At 65.7% G+C, this 10781-nt stretch carries 13 protein-coding genes and 1 pseudogene; 8 read left to right on the top strand and 6 right to left on the bottom strand.

All coding sequences use genetic code 11. From position 1 onward, the window contains the following. Positions 1-36: 36 nt before the first annotated feature. Positions 37-579: pseudogene (locus ACFWPJ_RS14090) on the top strand (primosomal protein); the annotation flags it as partial. Positions 580-700: 121 nt separating this feature from the next. Here the strand turns inward: ACFWPJ_RS14090 and ACFWPJ_RS14095 are convergent. The 3 genes from ACFWPJ_RS14095 to ACFWPJ_RS14105 form a co-directional block, all read right to left on the bottom strand. Further along, positions 701-1801: an adenosine deaminase gene (locus tag ACFWPJ_RS14095; RefSeq protein ID WP_378850978.1), complete on the bottom strand. Its 1101-nt coding sequence runs from the start codon at positions 1799-1801 to the stop codon at positions 701-703. A 150-nt stretch (positions 1802-1951) separates the two neighbouring features. Continuing rightward, positions 1952-3238, bottom strand: a complete 1287-nt coding sequence (locus tag ACFWPJ_RS14100; protein ID WP_378850981.1) for a thymidine phosphorylase — start codon at positions 3236-3238, stop codon at positions 1952-1954. Positions 3239-3297: 59 nt separating this feature from the next. Next, positions 3298-3699: a cytidine deaminase gene (locus tag ACFWPJ_RS14105; RefSeq protein ID WP_378850983.1), complete on the bottom strand. Its 402-nt coding sequence runs from the start codon at positions 3697-3699 to the stop codon at positions 3298-3300. Between the two features lie 290 nt (positions 3700-3989). Here ACFWPJ_RS14105 and sdhC point away from each other — a divergent pair, with 290 nt between their 5' ends. The 6 genes from sdhC (at position 3990) to ACFWPJ_RS14135 (ending at position 8230) form a co-directional block, all read left to right on the top strand. Then, a complete protein-coding gene (sdhC, locus tag ACFWPJ_RS14110) occupies positions 3990-4394 on the top strand; it encodes a succinate dehydrogenase, cytochrome b556 subunit (RefSeq protein WP_378850986.1) in 405 nt (134 codons plus the stop codon). Between the two features lies 1 nt (position 4395). After that, complete coding sequence (locus tag ACFWPJ_RS14115; protein ID WP_378850987.1) at positions 4396-4842, top strand: succinate dehydrogenase hydrophobic membrane anchor subunit; 447 nt, start codon at positions 4396-4398, stop codon at positions 4840-4842. A 16-nt stretch (positions 4843-4858) separates the two neighbouring features. Further along, on the top strand, positions 4859-6628 hold the full coding sequence (gene sdhA, locus ACFWPJ_RS14120) for a succinate dehydrogenase flavoprotein subunit (protein WP_378850990.1): 1770 nt from the start codon (positions 4859-4861) through the stop codon (positions 6626-6628). Next, entirely contained in the window at positions 6628-7398 is a 771-nt protein-coding gene (locus ACFWPJ_RS14125) for a succinate dehydrogenase iron-sulfur subunit (protein WP_378850993.1), read from the top strand. Before sdhA ends, ACFWPJ_RS14125 begins: the two co-directional genes overlap by 1 nt. 161 nt (positions 7399-7559) lie before the next feature. Beyond that, the gene (locus ACFWPJ_RS14130; RefSeq protein ID WP_378850996.1) at positions 7560-7802 is read left to right on the top strand and encodes an antitoxin; all 243 of its coding nucleotides are present in this window, start codon (positions 7560-7562) and stop codon (positions 7800-7802) included. After that, the gene (locus ACFWPJ_RS14135) at positions 7799-8230 is read left to right on the top strand and encodes a TA system VapC family ribonuclease toxin (protein ID WP_378850999.1); all 432 of its coding nucleotides are present in this window, start codon (positions 7799-7801) and stop codon (positions 8228-8230) included. Before ACFWPJ_RS14130 ends, ACFWPJ_RS14135 begins: the two co-directional genes overlap by 4 nt. Positions 8231-8251: 21 nt before the next feature. Here the strand turns inward: ACFWPJ_RS14135 and ACFWPJ_RS14140 are convergent, their stop codons facing one another. Beyond that, on the bottom strand, positions 8252-9253 hold the full coding sequence (locus ACFWPJ_RS14140) for an Rpn family recombination-promoting nuclease/putative transposase (protein WP_378851001.1): 1002 nt from the start codon (positions 9251-9253) through the stop codon (positions 8252-8254). Between the two features lie 247 nt (positions 9254-9500). Between ACFWPJ_RS14140 and ACFWPJ_RS14145 the strand changes: the two genes are divergently transcribed. After that, complete coding sequence (locus tag ACFWPJ_RS14145; protein WP_378851004.1) at positions 9501-9716, top strand: PIN domain-containing protein; 216 nt, start codon at positions 9501-9503, stop codon at positions 9714-9716. Here ACFWPJ_RS14145 and ACFWPJ_RS14150 read toward each other — a convergent pair whose 3' ends face one another. Together ACFWPJ_RS14150 and ACFWPJ_RS14155 are read right to left on the bottom strand one after the other, a co-directional pair. Next, positions 9717-10301: a hypothetical protein gene (locus ACFWPJ_RS14150; RefSeq protein ID WP_378851007.1), complete on the bottom strand. Its 585-nt coding sequence runs from the start codon at positions 10299-10301 to the stop codon at positions 9717-9719. Between the two features lie 128 nt (positions 10302-10429). Continuing rightward, a partial coding sequence (locus ACFWPJ_RS14155; RefSeq protein ID WP_378851010.1) for a fructosamine kinase family protein occupies positions 10430-10781 on the bottom strand: 352 nt, incomplete at its 5' end.

A 10781-nucleotide genomic window follows, 5' to 3' on the forward strand; every position in this document is an offset into this window, starting at 1 on the left:
CTCCCCCCCGCGGACCACTAACACGGGGACGAGTGGTTCGGGACCGAGGTCGGCATCGACCCGGTCAAGATCGTCACCTCCGACGGCGAGCAGTACACCCTGCGCTGCTACCTCGACGACGAGCCGATCTTCCTCGGCAACGGCCGCACCATCACCGTGTTCGGTTCCGAGCGCGCGCTGGCCCGCTACCTGGCCGACGATCACGAGCACGAGCTGGCCCGCGTCTCCACCTTCGCCGAGGTGCAGACCGCGGCGGTGGACGGTTCGCTCGAGGTCGAGGTGACCGACGAGAACGTCTACGTGCTCACCGGCCTGGTCGACGACCTCGCCGAGGGCCCGGAAGCGGTCGACGTCGAACAGCTCGACCTGGCCGTCGAACTGTTCAGCGACGCCGCCGACTACGCCGACGATGACAGCGTGGAACAGGCGCTGGCACCGTCGACGCCGCTCGGCTGGTACATCTCCTACCTGCTCAACCCCGACCCGAACCGGATGGCGCCGAACCCGCCGTTCGCCGCCGAGGCACAGCAGTTCCGTGACCTGCAGCGCACGTTCGAGGCTCGGCTCGTCAGCGAGTAGCGCTGTCCCGCCTCTCCGCGATTTCGGGCCAGACTCAGGAGCGTTACCGGTAGCGACGCGGCTTCCGGTAACGCTCCGAGTCATTTCAGCCCGTCCCCGGTGAGTTACCCATGTCCTCGCCTCATCCCAGCAGGACCGCGTACCCCGGCTTGATCACCTCGTCGATGATCTTCAGGCGGTCGGGGAACGGGATGAACGCCGACTTCATGGCATTGATGGTGAACCGCTCGAGGTCGCTCCAGCCGTAGCCGAAGGTGTCGACCAGTTTGAGCATCTCCTCGCTCATGGTGGTGTCGCTCATCAGCCGGTTGTCGGTGTTGACGGTGACCCGGAAGCGCAGACGGGCGAGCAGGTCGAACGGATGCTTGTCCAGCGAGGGCACCGCGCCGGTCTGCACATTCGACGACGGACACAGTTCCAGCGGAACGCGCATGTCGCGCACGTAGTTGGCGACCAGGCCGAGCCGGGCGTCCTCGATGTCGCCGCCGGGCACGCTGATGTCGTCGGTGATGCGCACGCCGTGACCGAGCCGATCACAGCCGCAGAACGCGAGTGCCTCGTGGATGGAGGGCAGGCCGAACGCCTCACCCGCGTGAATCGTGAAGTGCGCGTGGTTGACTCGCAAATATTCGAAGGCGTCGAGGTGCCGGGTGGGCGGGAAGCCCGCCTCGGCCCCCGCGATGTCGAAACCGGCGACGCCGCGGTCCCGGAACCGCACCGTCAGCTCGGCGATCTCCCGCGACCTGGCCGCATGCCGCATCGCCGTGAGCAGACACGTCACCCGGATGATGTTGCCCTGCTCGGCCGCGATCGCCTCACCCTCGCGGAAACCCTCGATGGTGTGCTCGACGACCTCGTCGAGGGTGAGCCCCTTCTCCAGGTGCTGCTCGGGCGCGAACCGCACCTCGGCGTAGACCACACCGTCGGCAGCGAGGTCGATCGCGCACTCGCGCGCCACCCGCCGCAGCCCCTCCGGGGTCTGCATCACGGCGACCGTGTGATCGAAGGTTTCGAGATACCGCTCGAGCGACCCGCTGTCGGCGGCGTCGCGGAACCACGCACCCAAACTCTCGGCGTCAGAAGCGGGTAATTCGTCGTAGCCGCAGTCGGCGGCGAGCTCCAGCACCGTCGCGGGCCGCAAACCACCGTCTAGGTGATCGTGCAGCAAAGCCTTCGGTGCGCATCGGATCGAAGCAAGGTCAAGGGGCGCCGGTCCAGTCATGTTTAGACGGTAGCGGGGCGCGCCGATCCCGGCAGCGAACTCGCCCCGTGGCAACCGTCTCGTTGATTATCCGACCCGCAACGGACTATTGCGGGCCACGCGCAGTGCACCCGTGCGGCCTCGCCGGCGGCGCTCCAGTGCCTGCCGGCCTCAACCGATCCGGCCGAGGACCAGCTCCCCCGGCTTACCTTCGGCGGTCGTTTCGACAATCACCGCGTCCGCGAGCGCGGCCACCGCGCCGTCGAAGGCTTCCGGCGTATCGGTGTGCAGGGTGAGCAGCGGCTGACCGGCGACCACGGCATCACCCGGCTTGGCGTGCATCTCGATCCCCGCGCCCGCCTGTACCTGTTCGCCCTGGCGAGCGCGGCCCGCGCCGAGCCGCCAGGCGGCGATGCCGACACCCATGGCGTCGAGCCGGGTGAGGATTCCGGTCGACTCGGCACGGACGGTCTCGCAGTGCCGCGCCACCGGCAGCGGCGCGTCCGGGTCGCCGCCCTGTGCCTGGATCATCGCGCGCCAGTGGTCCATGGCCCGGCCGTCGGCAAGGGCATCGGCGGGGTCGATGTCCAGCCCGGCCTGAGCGATCATTTCGCGGGCGAGGGTGAGGGTCAGCTCGACCACGTCGGCCGGTCCCCCACCCGCGAGCACCTCCACCGACTCGGCGACTTCGAGCGCGTTGCCCGCGGTCCGGCCGAGCGGGGTATCCATCGCGGTGAGCAACGCGACCGTGTTCACGCCCGCGTCGCGGCCCAGCTCGACCATCGCGGACGCCAGTTCCCGCGCCCCCTCGAGGGTCTTGAGGAACGCACCCGACCCGACCTTCACGTCCAGGACCAGCGCCGCCGTGCCCTCGGCGATCTTCTTGCTCATGATCGAACTGGCGATCAGCGGAATCGACTCGACCGTGCCGGTGACATCGCGCAGCGCGTAGAGCCGCTTGTCGGCCGGGGCCAGATCCGCGCCCGCCGCGCACACCACGGCGCCGATCGCCGGGTCGGCCAGGATCTCGCGCATCCGCGGCACCGTGACATCGGCCTGCCAGCCGGGGATCGACTCGAGCTTGTCCAGCGTGCCGCCGGTGTGGCCGAGCCCGCGGCCCGACAGCTGCGGCACCGCCGCGCCACAGGCCGCCACCAGCGGGGCCAGCGGCAGGGTGATCTTGTCGCCGACACCGCCGGTCGAATGCTTGTCGACGGTGGGCCGGGGCAGGTCGGTGAAGTCCATCCGGCTACCGGAGCCGATCATCGCCGCCGTCCAGCGGGCAGTCTCGCGCCGGGTCATCCCGCGCCAGAGAATCGCCATGGCCAGCGCCGACATCTGCTCGTCGGCCACGATCCCCCGGGTGAACCCGTCCACCACCCAGTCGATCTGTGCGTCGGACAGCTCCCCACCGTCACGCTTGACCCTGATGACCGATACCGCATCCAGTGCCGTCATCCGGCCAGTTTGGCATGCGAAAGCCGCCACGGCGTGCGGACACCGTGGTCCCGCCAACTTTACCGCTGCCCAGCCGCCAGATCGTCCGGCCCGAACGCGTACGGCAGCAGCTCGCTCAGCGGCTTGGGCCCCTCGGCATGGGCGACGAGCAACTCGCCACCACCATGCTCGAACAACAGCTGCCGGCACCGCCCGCACGGCATGAGGATTTCCCCCCGGGAATCGGTCACCGAGACCGCAATGAGACGCCCGCCACCGGTCGCGAATAAGTTACCGACGAGTACACATTCGGCACACAGCGTTAGTCCATATGAGACATTTTCCACATTGCAACCGCTCACAATTCGGCCGTCCGCCGTGAGAGCTGCCGCACCGACCGGGAAACCCGAGTACGGCGCATACGCCAGACCCATAGCGTGAATTGCCTTGTCATGCAAGGTATTCCAGTCGATTTCGGGCATCGCGAACCTCCAGCCGATCCCGCCGAACGCGTCGGCGATCGGGCCTCCGCACCAGTATCCGGCAAGGAGAAAGGTAAACCTAACTCGGCTGATTCGCACGCAACGCACGGCACGCCGAATTAGTTCCGCGAAACAGAGAGGATTAGAGTCAGCCAAAGATCGGTTCAGGTTCCCGGCGGCGGGCCAGCGCTCGAGAACACAGCGCAGCCACCTGGGCATTTGCCTCTCCACGCACGCCGGCGTCGGATCTGTGACCGGGTCCATCAACGACGTTGGAGGCACCGCACTCTATGACCACGATAGAAGCTCCGGCTCCGGCCCAGCCGAAGCGGAAGAGCCTGTACCGCGGCGACCCCGGCATGTGGTCGTGGGCGCTGCACCGGATCACCGGTGTCACGCTGTTCTTCTTCCTCTTCGTGCACGTGCTGGACACGGCACTGGTTCGGGTGAACCCGAGCACCTACGACAACTCCATCGCGCTCTACAAGAACCCCGTAGTCGCGTTGATGGAGATGGGGCTTGTCGTCGCCGTCCTGTTCCACGCACTCAACGGCGTCCGGGTCATTCTGGTCGACTTCTGGTCGCAGGGCCCCCGCTTCCAGAAGCAGATGCTGTGGATCGTGCTGGCCATCTGGGTCCTGGTCTCTGCCGCCGGCATCGGCCGCCAGTTCTTCTACCTGCTGACGGAGCACTGATATGTCTGCACCTGTCCTCGGCAAGTCCTACGACCGCCCGGCCAGCCTCGACGCCCCCCGCTCCCCGCGGGCGAGCTCGAACGGCAACTTCGAGAAGTACGCGTGGCTGTTCATGCGCATCTCGGGCCTGTTCCTGATCATCCTGGTGCTCGGTCACATGTTCATCATGCTGATGATCGACGGTGGCGTGAACCGCCTGAACTTCGCGTTCGTGGCCGGTCGCTGGTCCAGCCCGTTCTGGCAGTTCTGGGACCTGTCCATGCTGTGGCTGGCGCAGCTGCACGGCGGCAACGGCCTGCGCACCATCATCGATGACTACTCCCGCAAGGACTCCACCCGGTTCTGGCTCAAGGCCATCCTGGTGGTCTCGATGATCCTCATCGTGAGCGTCGGTACGTACGTCATCTTCACCTTCGATCCCCACATCGACCCCAACTACACGGGTTAGGAACAGGCCCCCTCGCATGAGTGAATCCCGTCCGATTCAGGAACACCGCTACGACGTCGTCATCGTCGGCGCCGGCGGCGCGGGTATGCGCGCGGCGATCGAGGCGGGCCCCCGGGCTCGCACCGCGGTCCTGACCAAGCTGTACCCGACGCGCAGCCACACCGGCGCTGCCCAGGGTGGCATGTGCGCCGCGCTGGCCAACGTCGAAGAAGACAACTGGGAATGGCACACCTTCGACACCGTCAAGGGTGGCGACTACATCGTCGACCAGGACGCCGCCGAGATCATGGCCAAGGAGGCCATCGACGCGGTCATGGACCTGGAGAAGATGGGCCTGCCGTTCAACCGCACGCCCGAGGGCAAGATCGACCAGCGTCGTTTCGGTGGCCACACCCGTGACCACGGCAAGGCGCCCGTGCGTCGCGCGTGTTATGCCGCCGACCGCACCGGTCACATGATCCTGCAGACGCTCTACCAGAACTGCGTCAAGCACGACGTCGAGTTCTACAACGAGTTCTACGTGCTCGACCTGGTGATGACCGAGTCCGACCGTGGCCCCGTCGCCACCGGCGTCGTCGCCTACGAGCTGTCCACCGGCGAGATCCACGTCTTCCACGCGAAGTCGATCGTGTTCGCCACCGGCGGCTCGGGCCGCATGTACAAGACCACCTCGAACGCGCACACGCTGACCGGTGACGGCATGGCGATCGTGTTCCGCAAGGGCCTGCCGCTCGAGGACATGGAATTCCACCAGTTCCACCCGACAGGCCTCGCCGGCCTTGGCATCCTCATCTCCGAGGCGGTCCGTGGCGAGGGTGGCATCCTGCGCAACGCCTCCGGCGAGCGCTTCATGGAGCGCTACGCCCCCACCATCAAGGACCTCGCGCCGCGTGACATCGTCGCCCGCTCGATGGTGCTCGAGGTGCTCGAGGGCCGTGGCGCCGGGCCGAACAAGGATTACGTCTACATCGACGTGACCCACCTCGGCGAGGACGTGCTCGAGGAGAAGCTGCCCGACATCACCGAGTTCGCGCGCACCTACCTCGGTGTGGACCCGGTGACCGAGCTGGTGCCGGTCATGCCGACCTGCCACTACGTCATGGGCGGTATCCCGACCAAGATCCGTGGCGAGGTGCTGCGCAACAACACCGACGTGGTCCCCGGCCTCTACGCCGCCGGTGAGTGCGCCTGTGTCTCCGTGCACGGCGCGAACCGCCTCGGCACCAACTCGCTGCTCGATATCAACGTGTTCGGCCGTCGCGCCGGCATCGCCGCCGCCGAGTACGCCGAGCGCAGCGAGTTCGTCGAGATGCCGGAGAACCCGGCGCAGATGGTGCAGGACTGGCTGGCGCTGATCCTGTCCGATCACGGCAACGAGCGCGTGGCCGACATCCGCACCGAGCTGCAGTACTCGATGGACATGAACGCCGCGGTGTTCCGCACCGAGGACACCCTCAAGCAGGCCCTCACCGACATCCACGCGCTCAAGGAGCGCTACACCCGGATCACGGTGCAGGACAAGGGCAAGCGCTACAACAGCGACCTGCTCGAGGCCGTCGAGCTGGGCTTCCTGCTCGAGCTCGCCGAGGTCACCGTCGTCGGCGCGCTCAACCGCAAGGAATCGCGTGGCGGCCACGCCCGCGACGACTACCCGGACCGCGACGACGTGAACTTCATGCGGCACACCATGGCGTACAAGGAGGGCCCGGAGCTCATCTCCGAGATCCGCCTCGACTTCAAGCCGGTGGTGCAGACCCGCTACGAGCCGATGGAGCGTAAGTACTGATGACTGCTGTAGCCGAACCCACCACGCAGAAGCCGGCGCCCGGTCCCGAGGGCTCGGTCATGGTCACCGTCAAGGTGGCCCGGTTCAGCACCGAGAACGACAAGGGCGCGTACTGGGATTCGTTCCAGGTGCCGGTCCTGCCGACCGACCGCTTCCTCAACGTGCTGATCTACATCAAGTCCTACCTGGACGGCACCCTCACCTTCCGGCGCTCCTGCGCCCACGGTGTGTGCGGTTCGGACGCGATGCGGATCAACGGCGTGAACCGGCTGGCCTGCAAGGTCCTGATGAAGGACATGCTGCCCAAGGGCGGCAAGGCCCTCACCATGACCGTCGAGCCGATCCGCGGCCTGCCGGTGGAGAAGGACCTCGTCGTCGACATGGAGCCGTTCTTCGACGCCTTCCGTGCCGTCAAGCCGTACCTGATCACCTCGGGTAACGAGCCCACCCGCGAGCGCATCCAGTCCCAGCACGACCGCGCCCGATTCGACGACACCACCAAGTGCATCCTGTGCGCCTGCTGCACCACCTCCTGCCCCGTGTACTGGAGCGACGGCAGCTACTTCGGCCCGGCCGCGATCGTGAACGCCCACCGCTTCATCTTCGACAGCCGCGACGAAGGCGCCCGCGAGCGCCTCGACATCCTCAACGACGTCGAAGGCGTGTGGCGCTGCCGCACCACCTTCAACTGCACCGACGCGTGCCCCCGCGGCATCGAGGTCACCAAGGCCATCCAGGAAGTCAAGCGGGCCCTGCTCTTCACCCGCTGACCTCCCCTCAGCCCCGAAGGCCGCCACCATCGAAAGATGACGGGGGCCTTCGTCGTTTGCAAATAGCCCCAACACCGGAGCATTTCAGCTGCATTTCCAGGAGCATTTCGGTCGCCCCCGTACGGTTTCGCTTCGCGCGGTGATGCAGTAGCATCAGATGCATGCGCACCACGCTGGCGATCGACGACGACGTACTACTCGCGGTCAAGGAGCGAGCGCGCCGCGAGAACAGAACCGCGGGTCAGATCTTGTCCGAACTCGCAAGGAAGGCGCTGTCCTGTTCCGCGACACCGTCGCCGCGTGACAGCTCGGCGGCCTTCCACGGATTCGAACCACTGCCCCGGCGTGGAGCCACCATCTCCAATGCCCTCATCGACCAACTCCGTGAAGAAGAGGACGTGTGAAACGAGCACTGCTGGACGTCAACGTTCTCCTCGCACTGCTCGACCAAGACCACATCGACCACGCCAGGGCAAGGCGATGGCTAGAGGCCGAGATCGAACACGGCTGGGCATCGTGCGCGATCACCGAGAACGGATTCGTGCGGATCCTCAGCCAACCGAAGTACCCGAATGCGGTCAGCATTCCCGAGGCCATGGACCTACTCGAACACGCGACCGGCACACCGCACCACGAGTTCTGGACCTGTTCGGTCAGCCTGCTCGACGACAAAGTCATCGACCGGAGCCGGCTGCACGGTCACCGGCAGCTGACAGATGCCTATCTGCTGGCTCTCGCCACCGCCGAAGGCGGCAGATTTGTCACATTCGATACGGCGATCTCGACGTCGGCGGTCCGTCAGGCCGATGAGTCGAACCTCCTCGTTCTCTGACAGCACCGGAGTCCCTCGGGCCTACGCGAAAACCTCGGCCAACGAGCCAGCGGTCAGCACCCGCCTGACCCACACGTGGAGCTCGTCAGCATCAGCGGCCTGAACCCGCTCATGTACAGCGCTCGGCAACGGACCGAACTTGACAGTCAACAGCTCGACCAGCATCTCCGCGCGGCCCGCCACACGTCCACGCGCTTCACCGCGCGCCTCTCCACGCGCCTCTCCACGCGCTTCCAGTCGTTCCGCTGTGGTCATCACAACTTCCTTCGCTCGAGGGCCGAGACGATCGGTCAAGGGCTGCAGCTCGGTGACGCTCACATCGCAGACGATGAACAGATACGTCACCAAGATATCGAACTCGCGGGCGCCGGAAGGACCGTCCAACAGTGCCCGCAGCTCGTCAACCACCTCCATGATATCCGAGGCGATGTGCGGATTACCCGGACCGATTTTGTGCATGATCAGCATCAACTTCGTCGCCGGAGTCAACGGCCGCGCCCGCAACGCCGCCACATCCAGCGGGGCGACATCATCGAGCAGGAACTCGAACCGGGGCAGGTACCGAGACAGCAGCCCGCGGGCGGAGTCGTCAAGGTCGATCAGGTCGCCGAGCTGGGTGGGAGCGGTCCACCGGAGGCCGGTGTGGGTGCTGTGCACCACCATCGGGACGACGGCGGGCAACATCTGCGGCGTTGGATGCTCGTCCAGGTGTCGACGCCAGATATTGAGGATGTAGCCCAGCATCCGGAACGCCATCAGTTGGTCGCTGGACGACTGGTGCTCGATCAGTATGTAAAGGTAGGCGCCACGGTCATCGATCGTGGTCCGGTAGAGGACATCGCTGTACTGGGACCGCAGGTCCTCGGTGATGAAGCTGCCCGGCACCAGCACCATCGCGTCGAAATCGATGCGTGCGGCGAGTTCTGCGTTGATGTTGGCCCGGATCTCACTGGCCGCGTGGGCCGCACGACCAAGGACCTCGCGAGCGTAGGCATCGTGCGGGTTCGACGGCTTCTTAGTCATAGCTGAACGCTACCGATGGGATCTGACATGTTCGCAATCAGATCGTGTTGCGCCGGAACATTATTCGCCCCACCCGAACAGAACCTGTTCCGCACGAGCGCGAGTGAGACTCGGACGACAGCGGGACCGAACTCATTTCCGATTCAGCGCGTCGAGTACGACAACCAGGATCCACACCGGCGCCCACAACCTGGCCGATGTCCAGAACATCGCACAGCGCCGCCGCGGCCTCTACCACGATCTCCCGATGAACGACTCGATCGCCCAGCGCGCCAGGAAAGTTCAGCACCTGATGACGAAGAAGGGGCATCACCGCAGCGCGGTCCTGGTCGATCTGCTCACCGCCGCCGTCGCCGAACAGCACGACGCCGTCATCATCCACTACGACCGCGACTTCGAGCACATCGCCGCCGTCACCCGGCAACCTCAAGTCTGGGTCGTCCCAGCGGGCACCATCGACTGATCAGTTGGCCATCAGTCCCAATACATGCTCGGCGAACCAGCGATTGTGCGAACGCTGGTGCGATCCTCGACCTTTCGTGGCCAGATGGTCGGCCAGCGGGCGGATCGTCCGTGCGTCAATCGCGATGCCAGCGGCCTGATCGCAGGCGACCGGATCGGACAACCACCTTTGGATCACCGCACCATCGCCTCCGGCTGAGACCATGGAGGTGCGTTCGATACTCATTCGGCCGTTACGAATCACCAAGTCACTCAGCGAGAATCCGCTCACCGATTCCAACGCCGATGCCGAGACGTAGTGAGTCACGAGGTGGTCTGCGACCACGCCATCGCTCAGTTGTTGCGAGATGTAGAGCACTTCCATACTGCCGAAATTCAGAGTGCACATGCGCCGCAATCCAGAAGCACGACCTGTCTGCGGAAAGCAACTGAGAGTCCAGCGTTCCCGCTCAGCACTCGCTGGGGCGTCGAACGCCATAGCCAGATAGTTGGCCACCATCCCCACGATGTCGTCGAACAACGGGTCCGCCCGCAATCGCTCGAAGTTCTCTCGTGTTGCCGCTGGGCGCAGCGAACCTTCGACCATCTCCCCCACCCCCATTGTCGGATCGAGACCCCGATCCGAATGCCAACCTCGATCCTAATACGTTCTGCGACAAAGTTTTTCACAAATATCGAAGTGAAGCTCTGCATTTTCGCCACTGTCCGCTCCGGCTACCGATACGGGGCGGCGGCGTCGAGGACGGCGGAGCGGTAGGTCCGGCCGAAGAGGATGGCGTGGGCCAGGAGGAGGGTGAGGTTGTGGAGGGGGATGCGGGATTGCCAGTCGGGGGCGAGCGGGTGGATGTCGTTGTAGGCGGCGATGATTCGGGGGAAGTGGGGGGCAGCACCGAAGAGGGTGAGGGTGGCGAGGTCGGTTTCGCGGTGGCCGCCGTGGGTGGCGGGATCGATGAGCCAGGGGGTGTCGGCGGGGCCCCAGAGGATGTTGCCGGGCCAGAGGTCGCCGTGGATGCGGGACGGGGGTTCGGGTGGGGCTTCGATGTGGATCGATTCGAGGGTGGTGGCG

The organism is Nocardia sp. NPDC058497 (assembly GCF_042720195.1).
Taxonomy (GTDB): Bacteria; Actinomycetota; Actinomycetes; order Mycobacteriales; family Mycobacteriaceae; genus Nocardia.

What these genes read in the sequence shown, in the direction of transcription:
- ACFWPJ_RS14125 (WP_378850993.1), top strand. Translation starts at nt 6,628, where the DNA reads ATGACTGCTGTAGCCGAACCCACCACGCAGAAGCCGGCGCCCGGTCCC.
- ACFWPJ_RS14100 (WP_378850981.1), bottom strand. Translation starts at nt 3,238, where the DNA reads ATGACGGCACTGGATGCGGTATCGGTCATCAGGGTCAAGCGTGACGGT.
- sdhA (WP_378850990.1), top strand. Translation starts at nt 4,859, where the DNA reads ATGAGTGAATCCCGTCCGATTCAGGAACACCGCTACGACGTCGTCATC.
- ACFWPJ_RS14095 (WP_378850978.1), bottom strand. Translation starts at nt 1,801, where the DNA reads ATGACTGGACCGGCGCCCCTTGACCTTGCTTCGATCCGATGCGCACCG.
- ACFWPJ_RS14145 (WP_378851004.1), top strand. Translation starts at nt 9,501, where the DNA reads ATGAACGACTCGATCGCCCAGCGCGCCAGGAAAGTTCAGCACCTGATG.
- ACFWPJ_RS14115 (WP_378850987.1), top strand. Translation starts at nt 4,396, where the DNA reads ATGTCTGCACCTGTCCTCGGCAAGTCCTACGACCGCCCGGCCAGCCTC.
- ACFWPJ_RS14150 (WP_378851007.1), bottom strand. Translation starts at nt 10,301, where the DNA reads ATGGTCGAAGGTTCGCTGCGCCCAGCGGCAACACGAGAGAACTTCGAG.
- ACFWPJ_RS14105 (WP_378850983.1), bottom strand. Translation starts at nt 3,699, where the DNA reads ATGCCCGAAATCGACTGGAATACCTTGCATGACAAGGCAATTCACGCT.
- ACFWPJ_RS14140 (WP_378851001.1), bottom strand. Translation starts at nt 9,253, where the DNA reads ATGACTAAGAAGCCGTCGAACCCGCACGATGCCTACGCTCGCGAGGTC.
- sdhC (WP_378850986.1), top strand. Translation starts at nt 3,990, where the DNA reads ATGACCACGATAGAAGCTCCGGCTCCGGCCCAGCCGAAGCGGAAGAGC.
- ACFWPJ_RS14130 (WP_378850996.1), top strand. Translation starts at nt 7,560, where the DNA reads ATGCGCACCACGCTGGCGATCGACGACGACGTACTACTCGCGGTCAAG.